At 67.0% G+C, this 23,796-nt stretch carries 28 protein-coding genes; 3 read left to right on the top strand and 25 right to left on the bottom strand.

Going from position 1 to position 23,796, the window contains the following annotated elements; genetic code table 11:
- Positions 1-19 precede the first annotated feature (19 nt).
- Positions 20-334, bottom strand: a complete 315-nt coding sequence (gene hspQ, locus CQ039_RS03495; RefSeq protein ID WP_105563326.1) for a heat shock protein HspQ — start codon at positions 332-334, stop codon at positions 20-22.
- A 145-nt stretch (positions 335-479) separates the two neighbouring features.
- Between hspQ and CQ039_RS03490 the strand changes: the two genes are divergently transcribed.
- A complete protein-coding gene (locus CQ039_RS03490) occupies positions 480-1,607 on the top strand; it encodes a Ppx/GppA phosphatase family protein (protein ID WP_105563327.1) in 1,128 nt (375 codons plus the stop codon).
- Here the strand turns inward: CQ039_RS03490 and CQ039_RS03485 are convergent.
- From CQ039_RS03485 to gyrA, 5 genes are read right to left on the bottom strand one after another with little or no spacing between them, the layout of a single operon-like run.
- A complete protein-coding gene (locus CQ039_RS03485; protein WP_105563328.1) occupies positions 1,580-2,470 on the bottom strand; it encodes a peptidylprolyl isomerase in 891 nt (296 codons plus the stop codon). The two genes, CQ039_RS03490 and CQ039_RS03485, sit on opposite strands and share 28 nt — an antisense overlap.
- A gap of 26 nt (positions 2,471-2,496) precedes the next feature.
- Positions 2,497-3,342, bottom strand: coding sequence for a peptidylprolyl isomerase (locus tag CQ039_RS03480; protein ID WP_105563329.1), 846 nt, complete (start codon positions 3,340-3,342; stop codon positions 2,497-2,499).
- A gap of 14 nt (positions 3,343-3,356) precedes the next feature.
- Positions 3,357-3,839 carry a pantetheine-phosphate adenylyltransferase gene (gene coaD / locus CQ039_RS03475; RefSeq protein ID WP_105563357.1) on the bottom strand — a complete coding sequence of 161 codons (483 nt, stop codon included), beginning with the start codon at positions 3,837-3,839 and terminating at the stop codon, positions 3,357-3,359.
- Positions 3,840-3,891: 52 nt separating this feature from the next.
- Positions 3,892-4,695 carry an aminotransferase class IV family protein gene (locus CQ039_RS03470; protein ID WP_233190199.1) on the bottom strand — a complete coding sequence of 268 codons (804 nt, stop codon included), beginning with the start codon at positions 4,693-4,695 and terminating at the stop codon, positions 3,892-3,894.
- Between the two features lie 30 nt (positions 4,696-4,725).
- Positions 4,726-7,494, bottom strand: coding sequence for a DNA gyrase subunit A (gene gyrA / locus CQ039_RS03465; protein WP_105563330.1), 2,769 nt, complete (start codon positions 7,492-7,494; stop codon positions 4,726-4,728).
- Positions 7,495-7,707: 213 nt separating this feature from the next.
- On the opposite strand from gyrA, the gene CQ039_RS03460 reads away from it, so the two are divergent.
- Complete coding sequence (locus CQ039_RS03460; protein ID WP_369831544.1) at positions 7,708-8,238, top strand: superoxide dismutase family protein; 531 nt, start codon at positions 7,708-7,710, stop codon at positions 8,236-8,238.
- Positions 8,239-8,245: 7 nt separating this feature from the next.
- On the opposite strand, the gene CQ039_RS03455 is transcribed toward CQ039_RS03460, so the two are convergent.
- Positions 8,246-9,148: a DMT family transporter gene (locus tag CQ039_RS03455; protein WP_233190200.1), complete on the bottom strand. Its 903-nt coding sequence runs from the start codon at positions 9,146-9,148 to the stop codon at positions 8,246-8,248.
- Between the two features lie 129 nt (positions 9,149-9,277).
- On the opposite strand from CQ039_RS03455, the gene CQ039_RS03450 reads away from it, so the two are divergent.
- On the top strand, positions 9,278-9,862 hold the full coding sequence (locus CQ039_RS03450; protein WP_199183630.1) for a nucleoside 2-deoxyribosyltransferase domain-containing protein: 585 nt from the start codon (positions 9,278-9,280) through the stop codon (positions 9,860-9,862).
- Between the two features lie 9 nt (positions 9,863-9,871).
- On the opposite strand, the gene CQ039_RS03445 is transcribed toward CQ039_RS03450, so the two are convergent.
- The 18 genes from CQ039_RS03445 to CQ039_RS16790 form a co-directional block, all read right to left on the bottom strand.
- On the bottom strand, positions 9,872-10,339 hold the full coding sequence (locus tag CQ039_RS03445; RefSeq protein WP_105563361.1) for a DUF2269 domain-containing protein: 468 nt from the start codon (positions 10,337-10,339) through the stop codon (positions 9,872-9,874).
- Complete coding sequence (locus tag CQ039_RS03440; RefSeq protein ID WP_105563332.1) at positions 10,339-11,646, bottom strand: SDR family oxidoreductase; 1,308 nt, start codon at positions 11,644-11,646, stop codon at positions 10,339-10,341. Before CQ039_RS03440 ends, CQ039_RS03445 begins: the two co-directional genes overlap by 1 nt.
- A gap of 7 nt (positions 11,647-11,653) precedes the next feature.
- Entirely contained in the window at positions 11,654-12,064 is a 411-nt protein-coding gene (locus CQ039_RS03435) for a thiol-disulfide oxidoreductase DCC family protein (protein ID WP_233190201.1), read from the bottom strand.
- Positions 12,065-12,121: 57 nt separating this feature from the next.
- The gene (ssb, locus tag CQ039_RS03430) at positions 12,122-12,625 is read right to left on the bottom strand and encodes a single-stranded DNA-binding protein (protein ID WP_105563334.1); all 504 of its coding nucleotides are present in this window, start codon (positions 12,623-12,625) and stop codon (positions 12,122-12,124) included.
- Between the two features lie 90 nt (positions 12,626-12,715).
- Complete coding sequence (locus CQ039_RS03425) at positions 12,716-13,147, bottom strand: hypothetical protein (RefSeq protein WP_105563335.1); 432 nt, start codon at positions 13,145-13,147, stop codon at positions 12,716-12,718.
- Complete coding sequence (locus CQ039_RS03420; protein WP_105563336.1) at positions 13,144-13,827, bottom strand: hypothetical protein; 684 nt, start codon at positions 13,825-13,827, stop codon at positions 13,144-13,146. Before CQ039_RS03420 ends, CQ039_RS03425 begins: the two co-directional genes overlap by 4 nt.
- Before the next feature lie 78 nt (positions 13,828-13,905).
- The gene (locus tag CQ039_RS03415; protein WP_233190202.1) at positions 13,906-16,593 is read right to left on the bottom strand and encodes a transcriptional regulator; all 2,688 of its coding nucleotides are present in this window, start codon (positions 16,591-16,593) and stop codon (positions 13,906-13,908) included.
- Between the two features lie 250 nt (positions 16,594-16,843).
- Positions 16,844-17,725 carry a flagellin gene (locus CQ039_RS03410; RefSeq protein WP_105563337.1) on the bottom strand — a complete coding sequence of 294 codons (882 nt, stop codon included), beginning with the start codon at positions 17,723-17,725 and terminating at the stop codon, positions 16,844-16,846.
- A 130-nt stretch (positions 17,726-17,855) separates the two neighbouring features.
- Positions 17,856-18,071 carry a flagellar protein FlaG gene (locus CQ039_RS03405; RefSeq protein ID WP_233190203.1) on the bottom strand — a complete coding sequence of 72 codons (216 nt, stop codon included), beginning with the start codon at positions 18,069-18,071 and terminating at the stop codon, positions 17,856-17,858.
- 143 nt (positions 18,072-18,214) lie between these two features.
- Positions 18,215-19,078 (bottom strand): flagellin, encoded by an 864-nt coding sequence (locus CQ039_RS03400; RefSeq protein WP_105563339.1) that lies wholly within the window; start codon positions 19,076-19,078, stop codon positions 18,215-18,217.
- 113 nt (positions 19,079-19,191) lie between these two features.
- Positions 19,192-20,058 (bottom strand): flagellin, encoded by an 867-nt coding sequence (locus tag CQ039_RS03395; protein ID WP_105563340.1) that lies wholly within the window; start codon positions 20,056-20,058, stop codon positions 19,192-19,194.
- A 115-nt stretch (positions 20,059-20,173) separates the two neighbouring features.
- Positions 20,174-21,049 (bottom strand): flagellin, encoded by an 876-nt coding sequence (locus CQ039_RS03390; RefSeq protein WP_105563341.1) that lies wholly within the window; start codon positions 21,047-21,049, stop codon positions 20,174-20,176.
- 118 nt (positions 21,050-21,167) lie between these two features.
- Positions 21,168-22,034: a flagellin gene (locus tag CQ039_RS03385; RefSeq protein WP_105563342.1), complete on the bottom strand. Its 867-nt coding sequence runs from the start codon at positions 22,032-22,034 to the stop codon at positions 21,168-21,170.
- 231 nt (positions 22,035-22,265) lie between these two features.
- Positions 22,266-22,544 carry a hypothetical protein gene (locus tag CQ039_RS16795; RefSeq protein WP_233190204.1) on the bottom strand — a complete coding sequence of 93 codons (279 nt, stop codon included), beginning with the start codon at positions 22,542-22,544 and terminating at the stop codon, positions 22,266-22,268.
- Positions 22,477-22,902 (bottom strand): hypothetical protein, encoded by a 426-nt coding sequence (locus tag CQ039_RS03375; protein ID WP_105563343.1) that lies wholly within the window; start codon positions 22,900-22,902, stop codon positions 22,477-22,479. Before CQ039_RS03375 ends, CQ039_RS16795 begins: the two co-directional genes overlap by 68 nt.
- Positions 22,899-23,282 (bottom strand): M15 family metallopeptidase, encoded by a 384-nt coding sequence (locus CQ039_RS03370; protein ID WP_105563344.1) that lies wholly within the window; start codon positions 23,280-23,282, stop codon positions 22,899-22,901. Before CQ039_RS03370 ends, CQ039_RS03375 begins: the two co-directional genes overlap by 4 nt.
- Positions 23,279-23,551, bottom strand: coding sequence for a hypothetical protein (locus CQ039_RS03365; protein WP_105563345.1), 273 nt, complete (start codon positions 23,549-23,551; stop codon positions 23,279-23,281). The genes CQ039_RS03370 and CQ039_RS03365 overlap by 4 nt, the downstream gene beginning before the upstream one ends.
- On the bottom strand, positions 23,548-23,796 hold a 249-nt coding region (locus CQ039_RS16790), incomplete at its 5' end, for a hypothetical protein (protein WP_233194703.1). The genes CQ039_RS03365 and CQ039_RS16790, both read right to left, overlap by 4 nt.

Below are 23,796 nucleotides of genomic sequence, written 5' to 3'. Positions count from 1 at the left end.
GGGCCGTCGTCACGCACGGCTATTGCAGCCTTTGCGAACGCGGCGCGTGGCGGCCTTGAGCGTCGACAGTAAACCATTCGCGCTCGTCCTCCGGCGACAGGGGTTCGATCTCCGGCGTCGCCTCCAGAGCCTCCTCGGCGGCATAGGCGATGACGCCGCCCTCCGTGTCGGCGACGAGGATTCGATAGAAGGGCTGATCGCTGGCGACCACGCCCGTCTCTGCGGCCGGGCCTGCGTATCGGGCGTCCACATCCATGACCAGGCCGTGGAAGGCGTGGTCGCGATGCCGGACGATCTGTCCGAGGCCGAACCGGGCTGTGTGAACCTGGGTCATGCCTCGTCATTACGCCTCGCAGGTTGAAGCGGATGCATCGACGCCGTTCATCTCTGCGACAGAATGTCTTGGCTTGACCGCTCGGCCCGGTCTAACCTGATCAGGACGGGCGCCGCTTCGGACCGCCCACATGAAAGCTCGGCCCATGCCGGAGACCCCTGGCGCGCCTGCACGGCGCGACGCGCGGTCCCTGCCCACGAAGTCCCGCGATTCAGGGGCTTCCGGTCGCGATGCGCCCCTCTATGGCGCGCTCGACCTGGGGACCAATAATTGCCGCCTGCTGATCGCGCGCCCCGCGCGCGACGGGTTCAGGGTGGTGGACAGCTTCAGCCGCATCGTGCGGCTGGGCGAAGGCCTGTCGCATACAGGACGGCTGGACGACCGCGCCATGGATCGGGCCTACGACGCCCTGGCCCTGTGCGCCGAGCGCGTGGCCCGCAAGGGTCTGGACGCCAGCCGCCTGACCGCCGTCGCCACCCAGGCCTGCCGCGCCGCCGACAATGGGCAGGCCTTCATTGATCGGGTCCGTCGCGGCACCGGGCTGAGGCTCAAGATCATCGACCCGGCGGAAGAGGCCGGCCTGTCGGTCGCCGGTTGCCTCAACCTGTTCGATCCCAGAGCAGAAGCGGTGCTGGTCATCGACGTCGGCGGCGGCTCGACCGAGCTGTCGTGGATGATGCGCGGCGCGCAGGGCTTCGAAAGCAAGGGCTGGATGTCGGCGCCGCTCGGCGTCGTCACCCTGGCCGAGCGCCATCCTGAACCGACTGGCGACACCGAGGCCTGGTATGAGGCCATGGTCGCCGATGTCGGCGCCGCCCTGGCCTTGGGCGGCCCCAGCGACGACAAGGTGCGCCAACTGTTCGATAGCGGCCGCGTCCACATGGTCGGCACCTCAGGGGCCATCACCAGTCTGGCCGGCATCCACCTGGGCCTGCGCCGTTATCAGCGTGATCTGGTCGACGGGTTGTGGATGACGCGGGCCGACTGCGAGGCGGCGGCCCTGCGGCTCAAACGTCTGGGACCGGCCGGTCGCGCCGCCGAAAGCTGCATCGGCCCCGACCGCGCCGATCTGGTGCTGGCGGGGGCCGCGATCCTTGAGGCCGTGCAGCGCGCCTGGCCGTGCGAACGCGTGCGCGTCGCCGACCGAGGCCTGCGCGAGGGCCTGCTGCTGCAAAGGATGCGCGAAGACCGCCAGAAACCCCGCCGACGTCGTCGCCGGGGCCGCTCCAGTGGTCCGACGGGCAATCAGGCCGGGGGCGCGCCGGCCACCTGAACCGGCAGATCAATGTCGCAAACCGAGAAGTCGGCCCCCTTGGCCTGACGCGCCGCCTCGGCCAGGGCGCGGAACTGCGGCGAGGCCGTATCCAGCACCCGCGCCGTCGGCCGCTCGGCCTCGGGCAGGTCCGACGCCACGCGCACCCGCGTCATGCGATCCGGGTCGGTGACGATGCCGTCCGGGTTGGGGCTGAACTTCAGAGCGCGCACCACGTCCAGGCCGGAAATCACCCGTCCCCAGATGGTGTAGCGCTTGTCCAGCGAGGGATAGGGCTGGCGCATCAGGAAGAACTGACTGTTGGCGCTGTCGGGCGCCTCGTCGCGCGCCATGCCGGCGACGCCGGGGCAATAGAGGCCCCAGGCGTGGACCTTGTGATCCGCCGTCGTGGCCATGAAGGCGTCCGGCTGGGTCTGGATCGGCATGGAGTGCAAGAAGCCCAAGACGGCGCCGGCTGGTGCGGCCACCGGCGTAAACGGCGTCTGCCCGTCCCGGCGGAAGGTGAACTCGGCCTTCAGATCGGGATGGAAGCTCTGGCCCTCGCCGGTGCCCAGCGGATCACCGGTCTGAGCCATGAACTGGTCGATGACCCGGTGCCACAACAGGCCGTCGAAAAAACCCGTCCCCGCCAGCAGGCGGATGCGCTCGACATGGCCCGGCGCGATCTCGGGCGCCAATTCCACCAGGATGCGGCCCTTATTGGTGTCGATCACCAGCAGGGTCTCGGCCGGAACGGCGCGCCACTCGCTCGCCGTGACCGGGGCCGGCGACGGCGCGGCTGCGGGGGTCATATCCTGCGCCCAGGTCGCCCCGGCCGCCAGCATCAGGGCGGACGCCGCCGCCCAACTCGTTGAAACGCGCATCCTCGCCCCTCTCCTGAAGTCGATGCCTAGCCGCCCGTGACCTGCACGACCGGCTGCACGTCGCAGATACCGAACCGCGCGCCGCGCTCGGCGCGAGCCGCCTCCACGGCGGCGTTGAAGGGCGCCGAGCCCGGCACGGCCACGCGCACCGTCGGGCGCTGCCCCTCTGGCAGGGCCGAGGCCAGTTGCACCTTGGTCATGACGTCGGCGTCGGGTCCCACGGCCCCGTCCTTGGCGTCGTCGCCCGGTTTCAGCGCCTTGACCACATCCAGCCCCTGAACCACGCGACCAAAGGTGGTGTAGCCGCCGTTCAGGTTGTCGTTCTGGCCGCTCATGAGGAAGAACTGGCTATTGGCGCTGTCGGGCGAACCGGCGCGCGCCATGCCCGCCACCCCAGGACAGAACAGACCGCCGGCGCCGACCTTGAGGTCAGCGGTGACGAACATCTGGGCGTCGGGCTGGGTCGTGATCGGCAGGCTGCCCATAATGCCGCGCAGGCCAGGGCCGCTGTTCTCGACGGCGGCGAAGCCGCTGTCGCGACCACGGCGGAACTCGAACTCGCCCTTGACGTCGGGCAGGTCGCTGCCGCCCGCCCCCGTGCCTTCGGGATCACCGGTCTGAGCCATGAAGTTCGGGATCACGCGGTGGAATTTCAGCCCGTCATAGAAGCCGCGGCTAGTCAGGGTTCGGATGCGCTCGACATGATTCGGCGCAGCGCGCGGCTCCAACTCGACCAGGACCCGCCCCTTGGAGGTGTCGATCACCAGCAGGTTGTCGGGCGCGACCGTGCGCCATTCAGAAGCGGTCTGGGCGACAGCGCCGCCCGCGATCATCGAGACCGCGGCGGCGGCCAGAAGCATCTTGAAGTTCATGTCTATCCTGAAATCTAGCGCTGCACCTTGGCGCGCACCTGGGCGGCGACGGCGGGGCTGACGAAGCTCTCGATCGCGCCGTCCAGCCGGGCGATCTCCTTGACCAGTCGCGAAGCAATGGCCTGATGGCGCGGATCGGCCATCAGGAACACGGTTTCTATGTCGCTGTTGAGGCGCTGGTTCATGGCCGTCATCTGGAACTCGTACTCAAAGTCCGCCACCGCGCGCAGACCGCGCACAATGACGTTGGCGTCCACTTCCTCGGCGAAATGCATCAGCAGGCTGCTGAAGGGCCTCACCTCGATGTCGGCGTTGAAGCGCGCGACCTCGGTTTTCAGCATCTCGACACGCTCGGCCGTCGAGAACAGCGGCCCCTTGTCGTCATTCTGCGCCACGCCGATGACCAGCCGATCGACCAGCTTGATCGCCCGCCCGATGATGTCCATGTGGCCGTTCGTGACCGGGTCGAAAGTCCCCGGATACAGTCCGATGCGCATGGCCTTCGCCTCCCCGCGTTTCGTCCCGTTTAGCAGGTGCGAAATCAACGGCCTAGATCGTCTGACACGGGTTTGATCGCCAGGCCTCGATCAGACGCGCGATCAGGTCGTCAGCCGGGCCGAACTGATGGCCGTCAATACTGGCCACAGCGCAGGCGGGCGTGGCGCTGTTGCAGATGAAGGCGGCGTCAAAGCTCGCCAGATCAGACAGATGCACCGGGCGGGTCACACTGCTCAGGCCGAGGTCCGCCATCCCGCGTTGCAGCAAGGCCTGTCCCGTTCCCGTCAGCATGGGCGCCTCGGGCCAGACCACCGTCTCGCCTTGCACAAAGCCGATGTTCCAGATGGAGCCTTCGGAAATCCGTCCCTCGCCATCGACAAACAGGGCGTCGTCGAACCCGGCCAGCACCGCCAGACGCCGCGCGCGGGTGAGGCCAAAGGTGGCGGCATGCTTCAGATGCGGGACTTCACGCGCATAGACCTGGGTTTGAAGCCGCAGAGACTGGGTCAGTGGTGACGCCGGCGGCGACAGCGTCGTCAGAACGCGCGGCTGAACCACCGCGTCCGGCGCGCGCAGACTGATGGCGTCCGAGAACAGGTTGACCCGGAGGCTGAAGCGGCCCGAACGCCCGTCCAGCACCTGTCGCATCCGTTCACGCAGCGCCGCCTCGGGCACGGCCACGCCGAACAGGTCCACGGCTTCGGCCTCAAGTCGAGCCAGATGCAGGTCCAGGCCCCGCCCCTCGCCGTCCTCCACCTGCATCGAGGTGAAGGCGCCGTAGTTGGACAGGACGAAATGGCCCAGGTCGGCGGCGCTGGCGGGCCGACCGTCGATCTGCATCAGAACGTCAGTCATGCCCGCCATCATGCCAGCCTAGAGGGCCGATCAGCCCTCGCCGCCCTCGTCCGTCGCGGCCTCGTCAGCGCCATCGTCGTCGCCGCCCGAGTCGGGCAGACGTTCGACCGAGACGACCTTCTCGTCCTTGCCGGTGCGGAAGATGGTCACGCCCTGGCTGGAGCGGCCGACGATGCGGACCTGGCCGACCGGGGTGCGGATCATCTGGCCGCCGTCCGTGACCAGCATCAGGTCGTCGCTCTCCTCGACCGGGAAGGCGGCGGCCAGACGCGTACCGGCGCGACCGCCCAGGCCGTGGGCCGTCAGCCCCTGCCCGCCACGACCGGTGCGACGATACTCATAGGCCGAGGAGCGCTTGCCGAAGCCCGTTTCCGTGACCGTCAGGATGAACTGCTCGGCCGCGCCCAGTTCGGCGATGCGCTCGACCGACAGGGCGGCGTCGCCCACCTCCTCGTCGTCCGCCTCGACCACGGCGACATCCTCGTCCGCGTCCGCGCCCGCCAGGGCTTTGCGCATGGCGTTGGCGTGCTTGACGTAGGCGGCGCGTTCTTCCGGCGAGGCGTCCACGCGGCCCAGGACGGCCATCGAGATGACCTCGTCGTCGCCTTGCAGACGGATGCCGCGCACCCCGGTGGAATCCCGGCCCTTGAACACGCGGACATCGTCGGCCTTGAAGCGGATGGCCCGGCCCAGTTGGGTCGTCAGCAGGATGTCGTCGTCGGCGTTGCAGATGGCCACGCCGACCATGCGGTCGTCGTCTTCCAGCTTCATCGCGATCTTGCCCGCGCGGTTCACCGTGGCGAAGTCGCTGAGCTTGTTACGTCGCACGTCGCCCGACTTGGTGGCGAACATGATGTCGTAGTTGTCCCACTCGGACTCGTTCTCGGGCAGCGGCAGCACGTTCATGATGCTGTCGCCCGGCTCGATGGGCAGCAGGTTGACGAAGGCCTTGCCGCGCGACTGCGGGTTGCCCAGCGGCAGGCGCCAGGTCTTCAGCTTGTAGGCCTTGCCGTTGGTGGCGAAGAACAGGACCGGCGTGTGGGTCGAGGCCGAGAAGACGCCGGTGATGGCGTCCTCGTCCTTCATGGTCATGCCCGACTTGCCCTTGCCGCCGCGATGCTGGGTCCGATAGGCGTTCAGGGCCACGCGTTTGACGTAGCCGCCGTGGGTGACGGTGACGACCATGTCCTCACGCGGGATCAGGTCCTCGTCCTCCATCTCGGCGTCGCCCTCCCCGATCAGGGTGCGGCGCGGCACGGCGAACTGATCCTTCACCAGCAGCAGGTCTTCGCGGATGATGGCCAGGACGTTGGCGCGATCCGACAGGATGGTCAGGTGGCCCTGGATGGTGTCGGCCAGACCGCGCGCTTCACCGAAGATGTCGTCGCGGCCCAGGCCGGTCAGACGCGACAGGGTCAGGGCCAGGATGGCGCGGGCCTGTTCGTCGGTCAGGCGGATCTTGTCGCCGTCCACCAGAACCGTGCGCGGGTCGGCGATCAGCTCGACCAGGGCCATCATGTCCCCGACCGGCCAGGCCTTGGCCTGCAGCCGCTCGCGCGCCTCGGCCGGGTCGGCCGAGCTGCGGATGATGTGGATCACTTCGTCGATGTTGGCGACGGCGACGGCCAGGCCGACCAGGACGTGGCCGCGGTCGCGGGCCTTGGCCAGCTCGAACTTGACGCGGCGGACGACCACTTCCTCGCGGAACTCGAGGAAGAGCTCCAGCAGCTTGCGCAGGCCCATCTGCTCGGGACGGCCGTGGTTCAGCGCCAGCATGTTGACGCCGAACGAGCTTTGCAGGGCCGTATAGCGGAACAGCTGGTTCAGGATGACGTCGCCCGAAGCGTCGCGCTTCAGCTCGATGACGATGCGCATGCCCTGACGGTCGGACTCGTCGCGGACGTCGGAAATGCCTTCCAGACGCTTCTCGCGCACCATTTCGGCGATGCGTTCGATCAGGGTCTGCTTGTTCACCTGGAACGGCAGTTCGGTGATGACGATGGCGTCGCGATCCTTGCGGATCTCCTCGACCGAGGCCTTGCCGCGCACGATGACCGAGCCGCGTCCGTCGCGCAGCGCATTGCGCGGCGCGGTGCGGCCCATGATCTCGCCGCCCGTGGGGAAGTCGGGACCGGGCACGATGTCCAACAGGGCCTCGTCGCCCATGTCGGGGTTGTCCAGCAGCGCCACGGCCGCGTCGACGACTTCGCCCAGGTTGTGCGGCGGGATGTTGGTCGCCATGCCGACGGCGATGCCGCCCGCGCCGTTGACCAACAGGTTCGGAATCCGCGCCGGCAGGACAACAGGCTCCAGTTCCTTCTCGTCGTAGTTGGGCTGGAAATCGACCGTGTCTTTTTCGATGTCGGTCAGCAGGGCCACCGCGGCCGGGGCCATCTTGGCCTCGGTGTAACGCATGGAGGCCGGCATATCGCCGTCGACCGAGCCGAAGTTGCCCTGACCATCGACCAGCATCAGCCCCATCGAGAAGGGCTGCGCCATCCGCACCAGGGCCATGTAGACCGAGGCGTCGCCGTGCGGGTGGAAGCGACCCAGCACGTCACCGACGACCCGCGCACACTTCGAATAAGACCGCTCGGGCGTCATGTTCAGGTCGTGCATCGAATAGAGGATGCGGCGGTGAACAGGCTTCAGACCGTCGCGCGCGTCCGGCAGGGCGCGGCTGACGATGACGCTCATGGCGTAGTCGAGGTAGGAGCGTTTCAGCTCGTCCTCGATCGTGATGATGGAGATGTCGCCGGGCGCCGAAGGTGCGGCGTTGTCGTAGCTGTCGTCGGTCAAGGAAATCAGGCTTTAAATGGCCGGAATCGGAACGTGATCCGCTGTTCCGGTTTCTAGCATCCAGGGGGCGTTGTGGCAAAGAAACGCCGCTGATATCCCCATGCCGAAAAGGACAGGAAAACCATGCGTCTGACTGCTGCCACCCTCACCGCCGTCGCCGCGGCTTCGCTGATCGCCGCCAGCGCCTCGGCGCAAAGCCATGACCACGCCGCCATGGGCCACGGCGCGCACGCGCAAGCCGCCGCCGTCGACCATTCCGCCATGATCCCGCGCGCCACGCCGGGCCAGACGGGACAGGCGTCGATCATCAACGGCCAGGGCGCGGAAATCGGCACGGCGACCCTGACACAGGGCGCCACCGGCCTGCTGATCAAGGTCGAGGCTGCGGGCCTGACGCCCGGATGGCACGGCATCCACATCCACGCCACGGGCCAGTGCGCCGCGCCCTTCACCTCGGCCGGCGCCCACATCAACCACACCGATCCCAAGACGCCGCACGGCCTGCTGAATGCCCAGGGCCCGGACGACGGCGACCTGCCCAACCTCTACGCCGCCGCGGACGGCTCGGCCCACGGTGAGTTCTTCACCACCAAGGCTCGCATCAGCCAGGACGGCCCTGGCCAGTGGCTGTGGGACGCCGACGGCTCGGCCCTGGTGATCCACGCCAACCCCGACGACCACAACAGCCAGCCCATCGGCGGCGCGGGCGACCGCGTGGCCTGCGCGGTTCTCAGCGCCCGCTAAGCGCGGATCAGACCTTGGCGGGAGCGCCGGCGCGCAGGCCGCGCTCCCCCAGGGCGACCGTGACCACCCCGATCAGAGCGATGGCGACCCCGGTCAGGATCTGCGGCGTCAGCACGTCGCCCATCCACAGCCAGCCGATCAGGATGGACACCAGGGGCGAGCCCAGCAGATAGGGCGTCACCCGCCCGGCCTCGCGCCTTTGCACCAGCCAGAAGACCAGACTGGTCGCGAACACCGACGAAATCACCCCAGCCCAGACCACCGTGCCCCAGACGATGGGCGGGGCGATCTGCGCCGCCTCCCACTGGCCCGTCTCGAACACCAGCGACCCGACGGTCAGCGCCGGGAAGGCCATCAGGGCCAGCAGTCCCTGCATTTTCAGCGGCGGAATGGAGGTGGTGCGCCGCGCAATCACCGTCGTCAGCGCCCAGGCCGAAGCGCCCGCCGCCCCCACCGCAATCGCCTTCCAGTCCTGCAGGGCGTGCGGGTCCAGCGTCATCCAGGCCACCCCGGCGAAGGCGATAACCAACCCGATCGTCGCCATCCGCGAAATCCGCTCGCCCAGCATCAGGAAGGCGAACAGCGAGGTCAGCGGAATCCACAACTGGGTCGCCACCGTCACTGGGCTGACGTCGTGGGCCAGCCAGAAGGCCAGGTAGATCAGGCCGTAATGGATCGGCCCGCCCACGACGGCGATGATCAGCAAACTCTTCCAGTTCGGAAACGGCGGCCGCACGAACCAGACCAGACAGGCAGCGGCGATGGCGAAGCGCAGGGCCCCAACCATCAGCGGCGGCATGACCTCGGTGGCCACCTTGGCGGCGGCGTTGTTGATGCCCCAGATCAGCATCACCGCGATGATGGCGCCGATCTCGAGCAGGCTGAGCGGGGAATGACGTTGGCTGGACACCGCGACCTGATGCCACAGTCGGCCGCTAAAGGCCCGTCACGTTCGATGACCGCTCTTTTCCATCGCCCCTGCCCTACTATTCGCCGGACGGGATGCTATGCCCCGCCCCTTCGCGAAACCGAGGCAGACATGAACCGCACCCTGGCCGCCCTGATGATCTCCGCCGCCGCCCTCAGCACGGCCTTGGCAGCGGCGCCCGCGCTGGCCCAGAGCGCCAAGGGTCCGACCGCGGTCGTCTCGCCCCAGCCCCTGCCCATTGACGACAGCCGCCCGCGCGTCTTCCTGGGCGGCAGCATCGACATGGGCGGCGCGCCCGACTGGCAGGCGGCGATGACGGCGGCCCTGGCCGACACGGACGTGGTTATCCTCAACCCGCGCCGTCCCGACTGGAACCCGAACTGGCGCCCCGAGGCCGACGAGCCCGAGTTCCGCCGTCAGGTCGAGTGGGAGTTGGCCGCGCTGGAATCCGCGGACGTCATCGTCATGTATTTCGCGCCCGGCACGCAGAGCCCGATCAGCCTGCTGGAAATGGGCCTGCACGCGCGCGGCGGAAAGCTGATCGTCCTGGCCCCCGAGGGTTTCTGGAGGAAGGGCAATGTCGACATCACGGCCCAGGCCTACGGCGTCAAACAGGTGCAAACCCTGCCCGAACTGACCGCCGCCGTCCGCGAGGCCCTGAGCACCGCCGCGTCCAAGGGCCGCTTCGCCCGCTAGAAGACCGGCCTAGAAGACAGGCTTGGCCACCATCAGGGCGTAGATGCCGATCACGCCCGCAAAGGCCGGCCAGCCCAGGATGAACCAGGCGCGGAACAGGCGGTGATAGGCGGGCGGCAGGGGCGTGCCCGCCGCAACCGCCCCTTCGGCCAACTTGACCATCCGCCACTGGAACCAGACCACCGGCAGCCAGCAGACGCCGATCAGGACATAGAGGCCATAGGCCGCCAGCAGCCACGGCTCGGTCAGGGCGTAGCCCTGCAGGTGGATTAGGGCCAGACCGCTGATCGGCTGGATCACCACGGCGCTGGCGGTGAAGACGAAGTCGGCCAGCACCACGATCCGCCCGACCGCCGCGACCGTGCGCGGGTCTTTCGTGGCGTAGGCTCTCAGCATGAAGAAGGCGATGCCCGCCCCGGTGCCGAACAGGACCGCGCCCGACAGGATGTGGACGATCTTGAGGATCAGATAGGTCATCAGCGCCTCGCGTCCGTCGCCGCCACGAACAGGCACAGCGCCATCATCGGCAGCACCTTCAGCCACGGCCCCAGAGGGTCGATCCAGTAGTGCGGCAGGCTGAGCGTCCCGGCGATCAGATAGCCGACGGTCGACAGGCACATCAGAATGGCCACCCGCGCCGTCCACGGTCGCATGAACAGGGCCAGCCCCAGCACTACGTCCAGCAGCGCGCCCCACCAGGCGATCGGTCCCGCCCAGCGCCCGAAGCCGCCCTCGTGCAGAATGGCCAGGGCCCCGTTCCAGCCGGGACCGAAGCTGATCAGGCCGGTGATCAGCCAGAACAGGCCCAGGGTCAGGATGGAGATGGGCCGCACGAACCACAGCCGCGCGTGCCAGACGTCCTGAACCGAGGCCGGCGTCTCAGCCAGAAAGCGCGAGAAGCCGCGCGCCGATACGCCCAGACGTTCGGCCCAGCCGCTGTCCTGACCGGACACATCGTGATCCATCTGGCGCATGGCCGTGGTGCGGATCGGCGAGGACCAGCCCAGCCGGCCCAGCAGATCGCCGATCATCAGGGCCGGCGCCGCCAGCGCGCGAGGCACGCGGACCACCGGCGCGGGCGCCAGTCCCAACCAGCCGCGATAGAGCCGGACCGTCTCGGCCATGGTCATGGCCTCCGGCCCCGGCATGTCGAAGGTCTCGCGGCTGGGCGCGCCCGGCTTCAGCGCCGCAACGACGGCGGCGCCGAGATCCCCCAGGGCGATGGGCCGGAAGGTCTGGTCGCCGCCGACGACCGGGCTGAACAGCGGAAACGCCGCCAGTGCCCGGATCAGGCCCGTGCCGCCGAAGGCCGCGCGGTCCACCACCAGCGAAGGCCGCAGAATCAGCCAGTCCAGAGCGCTGACCTCGACCAGGCGCTCGGTCTCGGCCTTGGTGCAGGCATAGGCCGTGCCCGCCGCATCGTCCGCGCCCACCGCCGAAATGTGGATCAGGCGCCGGACCCCGGCCCGCTCGCAGGCGGCGATCAGGGCGCGCGGTCCCTCGACATGGGCCAGACGGGTGCTGTCCCCTGCCCCGTCCTGCAAGACTCCGACGCAGTTGATCACGGCGTCAACGCCGTCCAGCAGCGGCGCCCAGGCCTCCACCGTGGTCAATCGGGCGAAATCAGCGGAAACCCAGTCGAAGGTCGGCGCCCGCCGCGCGGCCTCAGTCGGACGTCGTGCGCCCGCGCGAACCGACCAGCCTTCGCGCGACAGCGCAGCGGCCAGGTGCGACCCGATAAAGCCGTTGCCCCCCAGAACGAGAACCCGTCGTCCGTCGCTCATTGACGCTTTACCCCAGAATTCGGTCTTTGATATCCGCCCCCGACGGCGGCAGGGCGCACCAGCCCTGGCCCGGAAACCGCCGCCGATAGCGCGCGACCAGGCCATAGGCGAAGTCACGGATCGGTCGCGGGATCAGCCGGGCCGCCACGGCGGCGCGATAGGGAAACGGCAGGGAGGCCGCCAGATGCAGCACTCCATCCGAGCGGCTGATTGCCCGCCCATTCTCGATCACCAGCATGGTCGAGGGATCGTCAGGCGACAGGTCGTAGTGGACCAGCAAGGCCCGACCTAGGTCCGACTGCGTCGGCGCCAGACGAAAACGCGGACCATGCTTCAGCAGGGTCCGCGCGGAATGGGAACAGAGGGCGCAATCGCCGTCGAACAGGACCAGCGGCCGGTCGTCCGGAAAGGACGGCACGGCCGGGTCGTCGCGGTAACTGTAAGCCCCCCGGCCCACTTAACTTCTCAGTTTGCCTTAGAACGGAATGTCGTCGTTCAGGTCGTAGCTTTCCTTGGGACCCGAGGGCTTGTTGGCGCCGCCGGTCGAGAAGCCCGAGGAGTAGTCGTCGTCGTTGCGACCGCCACCGCCGCCGTAGCCGCCGCGATCGCCGCCGCCCTGGCTGTCGTTGCGACCGCCCAGCATGGTCAGTTGGCCGTTGAAGCGTTGCAGCACGATCTCGGTCGAGTATTTTTCGACACCCTGGGCGTCGGTGTATTTGCGGGTCTGCAGCGAGCCCTCGATGTAAACGGTCGAGCCCTTCTTCAGGTAGTTCTCGGCCACCTTGACGATGTTCTCGTTGAAGATGACGACCGCGTGCCACTCGGTCTTTTCCTTGCGCTCGCCGGTAGCCTTGTCGCGCCATTGCTCAGACGTGGCGATGCGCAGGTTGGCGACGCGGTCGCCGCTGTTCAGCGTGCGGATTTCCGGGTCACGGCCCAGATTGCCGATGAGGATGACCTTGTTGACGCTGCCGGCCATGACCGATGTCCTTTTATGTTCTTGCCGTCGATCCCTAGCGGATTGCGACGGAATGTTCCAGTTTTGTTCACGCCCAAGCGGGCGAGAATTCTAGTTGGGAGCGACGGCGACGGGGCGACCGTCGATCTCGCGCTGGATGGCGCCCGGAATGGCCAGGCGGCCGTCCCCGGTGCGTGTCAGGGCGAAGAAGCGCTGCCCCGTCAGGGTCTTGCCGAACTTCACGCCGCCCCGGTCAATGAAAATGAACTGTCCCTGATAGGCGCCGATCATGTCGCGGTTGTTGCCCCCCATGCTGAGGAAACGCAGGCGCATTTCCTCAAGCCGCGCGGCGCAGAACTCGATCTGCGGCTGGTCGCGGGCCACGACATTGACCAGGGGCGCGGACTTGCCGTCTTCGGCCGGGACAACGTGGTAGCAGACGCCCGGTTCGGTCGGGGCCTCGAGCCCCTTCTGGGCGCAGGCGGAGGCGGCCAGAGCCAGAAGGCTGACAGCGGCGGCGGAAACGACGATCTTGCGGCTCATCGACCCAGCTCCGGGAACTGACAGTTGCGGTCCTGCTGGGCCAGGGTGCGGAAGCGGGTGTTGTCATTCGACTGCTCGACGCGGCGCGGCACCAGACGCAGGGTGGTGTCGCCCCAACGGCCGTACTGGGCCTCGCCCGGACGGACGCAGGTGCCGGCGTAGAGGGCCTGGACGCACGCCCCCAGGCTCATGCCGTTGGAAATGGCGCGCCATTCCGATCCCGTGTGACGAAGACAGGCTGTAGCCGCGCTCGAAGCCGGGGCCTGGCGGGCAGGCTGTTCGGCCGGCGATGCGGCTTCATCGATCGGAGCGACCTCGACCGTCGGCGCAGCCGGCAGGGCCGGCGGCGGGGCGAAGGCGGCGGTCGGCGCGGCGGCCAGGGCGCCGGTGGCGTCCAGACCCACGTCCAGGGCGCTGGTGGCTACGCCGTTACGCCGCGCGCAGTCGGCCAGGGTCGCCTGACCGACAAACTGCCCGTCGACAAAGCAGCGCAGCTCGCGCGCGGGCTCCAGCGTCGGGGCTTCGGCCAGGTCGATCGTCAAGCCGCCTTGCGACGCCGGCGGGGCCTCGGTCGGTCCATCGCGCCCGCCGCTGAACACCAGAGCAGCCGCCACGGCGGCGACGACGGCCAGGCCGCCCCCGACGATCAGGACTGTGCGATTGTCTTTTGGAAGGGCCATGCGGGACTCGACGCCAATGATGGCCCCAATAACCCCGCCGACGCCGCATGCGTCAACCTAAAGCGGGGTTCGGCGTGATCAGCCTGTGAGTCGTGCGAGCGCAGCCTGATAGTTGGCGAGTTGCGCCTGCAGATAGGCCGGCGCCTCGCCGGTCACCTTGGGCTTGTCGCTTTCAGGCAGCAAGGCGCGGTAGGCCGCCCGCAGCGTAACCAGCGCCGTGCCCAGCTTGTCGTGCGCGTTCTTCACCGCCGCCGCGTCGCGCAGGTTCAGCGACTTGGGCAGATCCAGACCAAAGGTCTTGAGGTCGTCGCTCTTGGGACCAATGTAGCCGGGCGTCAGCCCCAGACCGGCCAAGGCGTCCCGCCCCGCTTCACCTGCCCGCAAGGTTGCGCCGCCGCGGCCGTCGGTGAAGGCGATGGACAGCCGCTGCACCCCGCCCGCCGTCACCTTGGTGTCGCCGTCCATCCCGGTCATGTAGTCCATGTCGGTCTTGATCGTGACCTTCAGCGAACGCCCCGACGCCGTCTCGATCTTGCGCGCCAGGGTCTGCAGCGTATCCTTGGCGTCAATCGTCACCGCTACCGACCGGCCTGTGGGCGAACTCACGTAGAAGCGGTCGCCCGCACGCAGGGCCGTGGCGTCCACCAGACGCTTGGAATCCGACTGAGGAATCTCGCCCTGCGGCAGGCCCAGCTTGTCCAGGACGCTGGCGCCGCCGCTGGCGACGGCGATCGTCGTCGGCGCCGCCTGCCCGTCCGCCCCCGTCCAGGTCTGCTTCCATTCCACAGCGCCGGTCAGCGGATCGAGACGGGCCAGATAGCCCGAGGTCGGATCGGTGGCCTTGGCCCCGATAGGGCGGTCGGACACGCCGGTCAGCCAGACCTTGCCATCCACGATCTTCACGTCGGCGGCGGAATCATCGCCCGCGCCGCCGTGATAGGTCAGACGGTCGGCGGCGGAGGCCGTCAGGTCGTCAGAGATCACCGCGACGAAGGCGTCCATGCCTCCGGCGTGGGCGGTATTGATCTGACCGATGTCCAAGGCGCCGTTGCGGGTCGCGCCCGCGAGAATGACCTGGCCGTTGACCACCGACAGGCCGCTGATCTCGCCGCCGCTGGCGCTGCCCAGGTCGCGAGAGGACAACAGGGTCGGCGAGCCCGTGGCGTCGATCTGGAACCGACGCACGACCATACGGCCGTTCTCGATCCCGGCGGTGTAGAGTTTATCGCCATCCACGGTCATGGCCTGGACGCTGTCATCGCCGGCCGTGCCGAACTGGCTGACGCCCGTAGCGACGGCCTTGATCGGCGCCAGAGCATGAAGCTGGGTCTCGCTGAAGGCCTGAACATAGCCATCCCAGCCGCCGGAAGCGGTCGCGCCCGACATGGCCGACTGCGAACGGCCAGCCACATAGATACGGCCATCCGCGCCAAACGACACCGCCGTCGCCTCGTCCGCCGCCTTGGCGCCGCGACGCTGGGTCCATTGCTCTACGCCCTTGGCGTCGAATACGGTCACGAAGCTGTCGGCCACATTGGCGACGGCGCCGGACGCGCCCGGCTCCAGCGCGCCGATGACCGACCCTGCCACAGCCACCCGGCCGTCGTCGCTCACCGAAATCGCATAGCCGCTGGCAGTCGAGGCGGCGCCCAAGGCGCGGCTGAGCACCACCTGGCCTGCCGAATCCAGCTTCATCAGGACCACGTCGCCCTGGCCCTTGATCGGCTGGTTCGTGGTCCCGGCGCTGACATCGGCGACGATCCACATGGAGCCGTCCGGGCCGACGGCGCTGGCTCGGACGGTTTCGACGCCTTCGGGCAGGCCCGACTTGCCGATCTGGCCGTTGACCGCAAAGAGCTCTCCGGTCGTGTTGCCGGCGCCTTCCTGGAACTTCAGCACGTCATGACCGCCGGCCTTGCCCGAGCCCTGCACCACATAGACGGCGTCGGCCGAAGTCACCGGAACGAAGCTGACGGTTTCAGTCGAGACGCCCTTGACGCTCAAGGCCCATTTGTCAGGTCCGGCCGGCAGGGTGATGGTCTTGTCGCCCGACTTGATGACCTTGGGCTCCTGCGGCAGCATTTCACGGCTCATCCGCGTCTGGACCCCCGCCGCCTCCAGCTTGCCGTTGATGTGGGCGACCACGGACTGCATCGTGCGCGTCTCGGCGCCCATCTCGGCCAGATCAATCGCGATCGTCTTCGTGCCGCCGGTCGTCTTCACGCTGATGTTGAACTTCACATCGCCCTGAAAGGCCTCGACAGGGGCGTATTCCGTGCCCGTGTGGACCGCCCCGGTGACATATTTGGCCGAATCCCGCGCCACGGCGGCGCCGGTCTGGGCCTTGGTGGCGGATTCGCCTTCCACCATGCGGATGCCGTCAAACTTGGCGTCCTTCAGATAGGCCGACAGTTCCGCCATGCCCGCGTCGAACCGCTTGGCCAGCAAGGCCGTTTCGGACGCGCTGACGCCCTTCTGGCCCGCACGATTGGTGATCGATTCCAGCAGGGACAGGCCCTGATTCAACGCAAACAGCTTGCGATAGTCGCCAGACGACTTGGTCTGCAGGTCCAGCGTCGTCGCCGCTTCGTTGAAGAAACGTCGGCCGCTCAACGCGGCGCGCAGAAGATCTGACTGGGCCGGAGGCTTGACCGTCGTGCTCCAGGGCGCGGTCGGCTGCTTCCTGACGGTCGAGGCCGCGCCCGACGAGCCGGAGCTCACCGGCGAAAGGCCGTACATCCCAAGAAGATAGCTGTTGTCGATCACAGGCCAGAGCGCTCCTGCCGGCACCTTGCCACGCACGCGGTAACGAAGTGTTTAAGATCGCCCCGGAACAGCGGGCGGCGCTTCACGTTTGCCGACAGTCAAGCTCACAGGTCAGGGATCAGCCCTATGCCCTACGTGCGTTGGTTGCTCATGAAGTTGGCCAGCCTCTACGGGCTGACCCCGCGCCCCGCGAAGCGCAAGCCGCCGCCGATTTCACTCGGCCACGGCGCGCCCCGCTACTTCAGATAGATCAGCCCTTGAACAGGGACAGGATGATCTGCGGCGCCTGGTTGGCGATCGACAGGGCTTGCGCGCCCAGCTGCTGTTGGACCTGAAGCGCCTGCAGACGGGCGCTTTCCTTGGCCATGTCTGCGTCCACCAGATTGCCGATGCCGACTTCCAGCGAGTCCATCAGCTTGCTGACGAAGGTGTTGTGCTTTTCGACCTGCTTGGACTGCGCGCCCAGCTCAGCCAGCTTGGCGTTGGCCGTGTCCATGGCCGCGACAACATCGGCCAGCGCCTTTTCGGCATTGGCCTCGGTCGTCAGGTCGAAGGCGGTCACCGGCGCCGTGAAGGTCGTCGGCGCGAGCCCAAGACCGATCAGCGACATGTCCTGTCGGTTCACGGTGATGGTTTCGGTGGCGTTGACGTTGGCCAGGAAATCCAGGCCCGTCAGCGTGGCGGGCGGAACAGGCCGAACGCCGCCGATCTTGCCGTTCAGGATATTCTCGCCGTCGAAGGTCGCGTTGTCGGCGAAGGACTGCAGCGACTTGAGCAGCGACTGGAACTCGTCGTTGTAGGCCTTGCGCGTCGCGGCGGTCTGCGACGGGTCAGCGGCGGCGGTCGCCTTTTCGCGCAGCTCGATCAGCAGATCCGAAATCTGCGCGCCCGCAGCCAGGGACACGTCGGCCAGCGACGTCGCCCGGTTCATGCTGGTCTTGACGGCGTCGAGCGCGCCCGTGTCCGCCCGCTGGTTCTGGGCGATGGCCCAGGTGGCGGCGTTGTCCTTGGCGCCCTGCACCTTCAGGCCGGTGTTCACCCGGCTCTGGGTCGCGGCCAGCTTGTTATTCGTCGAATTCAGATTCTGGAGCGCTATGAGCGCCGAGGCATTGGTGAGAACGCTGTTAGACATGGCTTCTAGCCCCAGTTTCGATTCTGGGGGCCAGTAATGCGCATGATTCCTGAGCGTATGGTTAACGCCGTAGAAACCATGATAGCGCCGCGCGGCGAGCCGGCGGCGTTGGCGATTGAGCGACCCGGTCTCAGACCTTGGTCTTGATCAACTCCCCCGGACCATAGGCCGGGCTGTGGCGCATCTTGACGACGTCTTCTCGCGGCAACTGGCGGATGACCTCGCCCGTCACGCGATCCAGCGTCTTGTAGATGAAGCCGTCCGGCCCCTCCTCGATCGTCAGGCGATAGCGCCCGGCGTCGTTGTCCTGGATCGGAGGTTTCGGCGGCTCGACGCCCTGCCCCATGGCATCGGGCGTGACGAGCGTTAAGCTGGGTACTCGTGCGACATTGTCTGCCATTTCCCTGATGCGCGGTCAGGCCGCGCCCTCTGTATCTGCCGACGTGCGAACGGGGACGAGCCGCGAGGCCCGCCCCCGACCACGTCTTGTTAGCGGAACAGGCCGAGCAGAACCGAGCTCGACTGGTTCGCGATCGACAGCGCTTGCACGCCCAGCTGTTGCTTGGTTTGCAGAGCGGTCAGCTTGGCGCTTTCCTTGGCCAGGTCAGCGTCCACCAGGTTGCCGATGCCGACTTCCAGAGCGTCCTGCATCTTGCTGGTGAAGGTCAGCTGACGGTCCAGGGACTTCGACTTGGTGCCCAGGTCCGCCAGGGTCGTGGCGAAGGCCTTGACCGCCGTATCGACGTTGGCTGCCGTATAGGCCGTCTTCTTGGCTGCGTCGGTAGCAGCAGCCGTCCAGACGCCGGCGGCCACCGTTCCGCCGAACTCCAATGCCGTGCCAGCGGATCCGCTCACGCCCTTCAGCATGAACTTGCCGCCCGAGGTATTGGTGCTGACTTGGACTTCATTGCCGGCAGTCACGGCGTCGAACAGGTTGACGCCATCGAACTTGGCGCCCGCGAGGGAGGTATGAATCTCCTTCACGATCGCTTCGTAGTCGGCGACCAGCTTCTTGCCGTTGTCGGTGAACGCCGTGGCGCCGCCGGCGTCGTCCTGAATCGCCACGGCCAGGCTCTTCAGTTCGTTCAGGGCGTTGGTCACGGTCTCGCCGGCCGCCAAGGCGACATCGACGATGGACTGACCGCGTTGCAGCGACTGCTTCACCGCGTCCTGGGCGCCCATTTCTGCGCGCTGCGACGTGGCGATGGCGAAGATCGCGCCATTGTCCTTGGCCGACGAGATCTTTTGACCCGTATTCACGCGGTTCTGCGTGATGCTCAGGTCGCGGCTCGTCTGGTTCAGGTTCTGCAGAGCAACCAGGGCGCCTGCGTTGGTATTGATGCTGTTAGCCATTTTGGCTTTCCTTTGTCTTTGACAATTTCCGACGCCGTTTTGGCTATCGGGAGCATTCTGCTCGGGGTTATGAGGTGATCAGGCGGCGACCGAAGCCGCCGCCTCCGTGTTCGTTAGCGGAACAGGCCGAGCAGGATCGAGCTCGACTGGTTCGCGATCGACAGCGCCTGCACGCCCAGCTGTTGCTTGGTTTGCAGAGCGGTCAGCTTGGCGCTTTCCTTGGCCAGGTCGGCGTCCACCAGGTTGCCGATGCCGACTTCCAGAGCGTCCTGCATCTTGCTGGTGAAGGTCAGTTGACGGTCCAGGGACTTCGACTTGGTGCCCAGGTCCGCCAGCACCGTCGAGAAGTTGGCGACGGCGCGTTCAACGTTGGCGGCGGTGCGATCGGCGACGTTCGCAAAATCGAACGCCGTCAGAGCGCCAGCGCCATCCGGGTCAGGCGCCTGGGTCGGATCAACCGAACCATCGGCCTTGGTTGCACCGGCCGCAGCGCCAGCCGCCGACTTGAGCGTGAACTTGCCGCCGGAGGTGTTGGTCGTCACGTCGATCGCCGTCGCACTAGCGTTGAACAGGTTGACGCCGTCGAAGTTGGCGCCCGTCAGTGCGGTCTTGATTTCCGAAACGATGGCGGTGAAGTCAGCGTTCAGCTTGGTGGCCGTGTCGCTGCCCGTCGGCGCATCCTGAATCGCCACAGCCAGGCTCTTCAGTTCGTTCAGGGCGTTGGTCACGGTCTCGCCGGCCGCCAGGGCGACATCGACGATGGACTGACCGCGTTGCAGCGACTGTTTCACCGCGTCCTGGGCGCCCATTTCTGCGCGCTGAGACGTGGCGATGGCGAAGATCGCGCCATTGTCCTTGGCCGACGAGATCTTTTGACCCGTATTCACGCGGTTTTGCGTGGTCGCGAGGTCGCGGCTCGTCTGGTTCAGGTTCTGCAGAGCGACGAGAGCGCCTGCGTTGGTGTTGATGCTGTTAGCCATTTTGGCTGTTCCTTTGTCTTTGACAATTTTCCGATGCCGTTTTGGCTATCGGGAGCGTTCTGCTCGGTAGTCTGAGGTGATCAGGCGGCGACCGAAGCCGCCGCCTCCGTGTTCGTTAGCGGAACAGGCCGAGCAGGATCGAGCTCGACTGGTTCGCGATGCCCAGCGCCTGGACGCCCAGTTGTTGCTTGGTTTGCAGGGCGGTCAGCTTGGCGCTTTCCTTGGCCAGGTCAGCGTCCACCAGGTTGCCGATGCCGACTTCCAGGGCGTCCTGCATCTTGCTGGTGAAGGTCAGTTGACGGTCCAGGGACTTCGACTTGGTGCCCAGATCCGCCAGGGTCGAAGCGAAGTCATTGATCGCCGTTTCGACGTTGGCGGCAGTGTAGCCAGCCTTCTTGGTGGCGTAGTCGGCAGTCGTCGACCAAGCCTTGGTCGTCGCATCCACAGTGCCGCCGAACAGCAGGTCACTGCCAGCCGAAGCCGCGCCGTTCGCCTTCAGCTCGAACTTGCCGCCCGAGGTGTTGGTGGTCACTTCGACCGTAGCCGCGGCGGCGTCGAACAGGTTGACCCCGTCAAACTTGGCGCCCGCCAGCGAGACGTGGATCTCCTTCGCCAGGGCCTCAAAGTCGGCGATCAGCTTCTTGCCGTTGTCGCTCCAGTCGGTCGCCGGCGAAGCATTGCCGGCGTCGTCCTGAATCGCCACAGCCAGGCTCTTCAGCTCGTTCAGGGCGCTGGTCACGGTCTCGCCGGCCGCCAGGGCGACGTCGACGATGGATTGACCGCGTTGCAGCGACTGTTTCACCGCGTCCTGGGCGCCCATTTCTGCGCGCTGCGACGTGGCGATGGCGAAGATCGCGCCATTGTCCTTGGCCGATGAGATTTTCAGACCCGTGTTGACCCGGTTCTGCGTGACGTTCAGGTCGCGGCTCGTCTGGTTCAGGTTTTGCAGAGCAACCAAGGCGCCTGCGTTCGTATTGATGCTGTTAGCCATGAGAGTAATCCTTTGTCTTCGACATTTCCGACGCCGTTTTGGCTGCCGGGAGCTTTCGCTCATTTACTGGAGGTGATCAGACGACGGCCTAGACCGCGCCTTCGTGTCAGTCGCTTCCTTAACTGCGGAACAGGCCCAGCAGGATCGAACCCGACTGGTTCGCGATGCCCAGCGCCTGAACGCCGAGTTGTTGCTTGGTTTGCAGGGCGGTCAGCTTGGCGCTTTCCTTGGCCAGGTCGGCATCCACCAGGTTGCCGATGCCGACTTCCAGGGAGTCCTGCATCTTGCTGGTGAAGGTCAGTTGACGGTCCAGAGACTTCGACTTGGTGCCCAGGTCCGCAAGAACCGAAGAGAAGTTGGCGATCGCGCGCTCGACGTTGGCGGCGGTGCGATCGGTCAGGGTGTCCAGGTCGAAGGCGGCCGCGACGGGGGCGGTGGTCGCGGCGCCCTGGGTGGGGTCGATCAGACCACCGGCCACATAGGCGCCCGAAGCGGCCGCAACCGTGGATTTCAGAGTGAACTTGCCGCCAGAGGTATTGGTCGTCACCTCGATCGCAGCGGCGTTCGCCGCATACAGGTTGATCCCGTCGAACTTGGCGTCGGCCAGCGAGGTCTTGATTTCAGCCACCAGGGCGGAAAAATCGGCGTTGAGCTTGTTGGCCGTGTCGCTGCCGGTCGGCGCGTCCTGAATGGCCACCGCCAGGCTCTTCAGCTCATTCATGGCGTTGGTGACGGTTTCGCCGGCCGCCAGGGCGACATCGACGATGGACTGACCGCGCTGCAGCGACTGCTTTACAGCATCCTGGGCGCCCATCTCGGCGCGCTGCGCGGTGGCGATGGCGAAGATCGCGCCATTGTCCTTAGCCGAAGAAATCTTCAGGCCTGTGTTCACGCGGTTTTGCGTGACGTTGAGGTCACGGCTGGTCGCGTTAAGATTCTGCAGGGCGACAAGAGCCCCGGCATTCGTATTGATGCTGTTAGCCATTTTGGCTGTCCTTGTGTCTTCGACATGTCCGACGCCATTTTGGCTGCCGGGAGCTTTCTGCTCGGGAAGGCAAGGAGCAAGGACAGGGCCACAACGACAGCGTCGCGCCGATTTATAACATACTGATTTTCGTGCGTTAGTTTTGGTAAACCATGTTTTGACCTCGGCATATTTTGCCGAGCGATCACAAGGACGGCAAAATATGCCGGCCGCCCGGCAAGAAATGCTGCCTCAAGGCGTCGCCCCCCGACGCCGCCCCCGCTTCTGCGCCTCCATCCAGCGGTCCTGCATCGCCCGTTCAACGTTAAGGGCCTCGACCGCCAGGCGGCGCGCGCTGTCGCAGGCGACGATCTGAGCGCCGCGCGCCATATAGGCCGCCTCCAGATCCGCCAGACTGGGCGCATTCGGCAGGACGGCGAGGGCGCAAGGCCGGGTCGCCGCTTCAGCCAGGACCAGACGCGGCGGCGCAACCGTAGAGATCGGCGGCGAACCGGCACAGTTCGCGGTCATGAGCCCGCAGGCGACCAGCCCGCACAGGGTCCAAAGGATCGTTCGCATCGGGGGCGCTCCTCGCCTGGGTGACAGCCGCGACGGTCGCCCGTTCCACGGCCAGAATCTGTCGTTGGTGGGTTTCAAGACGAACCGCCTGCTGGACCCGCGCCGCAGCCTCCAGGCGTCGCGCCTCGACATCGGTCTCCGCCTGGATCGCCCGCGCCTGGACGGTCTCCAATCGCCTCTGTTGCAGGTCGAACGGGTCCCATCTCAGGCCGACTCCGCGCCCAATGACGGTCACCAGCAGAACCCCCGCCCCGATCACGGCCAGCCAGCCCAGCGGGGTCAGGGTCCGCGCCAGATTTCGGAGCGTCATGGATAGGCCCTCCGATCCAATTCGAAATGCGGGCCGTCCCTCAGACGGGTCCAGTCCCCGCCCCAGGTCAGCGGGATGCCCAGGTCGCGCGCCGCCGCCTTGAAGGCCTCCGCGATGCGGCCGTACAGCGGCCAGTCCCAGCGCACCCGCCCCTCGACCAGGGCCGCCACATCGACAGCATGGCCGGTCAGGTGGCGCGAATTCAGGGTCCGACTGGCCCCGGCCTTCACCAGCGAGGCCTGGCGGGCGGGGTCTCGCAGGCCCTCGGTGACCATGAAATCCACCTCGGTCCGACGAATCGCCGCCTCGACCACCGCGATCAGGTCAGGGTGAAGCCCGCGCAGTCGGGCGCGCGAGCGTTGCGACAGTCGATAGGTCATGGCCGACCTCCCGCCGCCAGACGCAGGCGAAGATTGGCCAGCATGGCGATCATCTGCTGGGCCGTGGGCGCCACCAGATAGAGGACCAGCATCAGGGCGATCAGCCCCATCAGCCCATCGGCCACGCGCGGCAGATCAGCGGGCGCCGTCCGTCCCACGGCCCGGGCCAGCAAGCACCACAGCCCTGCGCTGGCGACGAAGACATAGAGCCTGCGCCACAGCCAGCGCCCCTCGGCCAGCCCGATCTCGCTCCGGTTGCTCTCGCTCATCCCTCGTCCTCCTGATCGCGGGGTGCATCGGGCCTGCGCCAATCGCTGCCCAGGTGGTCGAAGCAGTCGTCGGGCGTAAGGCGCTCGGGCGCTGCCCAAGCCTCCTCGTCCAGCAACTCGGGCTCCAGGATACGGTCGAAGTATCGCGTCATGACGCTCACCCGATCGCCGTCAGCCAGACGACGCCCGCGCCGCCGGCGCCGCCAGCGCCCGGCGTCGTGATCGCCGCCGGCTCCGTCCGGCCG

Source organism: Brevundimonas sp. MYb52, from assembly GCF_002979535.1.
Classification (GTDB): domain Bacteria; phylum Pseudomonadota; class Alphaproteobacteria; order Caulobacterales; family Caulobacteraceae; genus Brevundimonas.
This window is presented reverse-complemented; position numbering and strand designations above follow the sequence as displayed.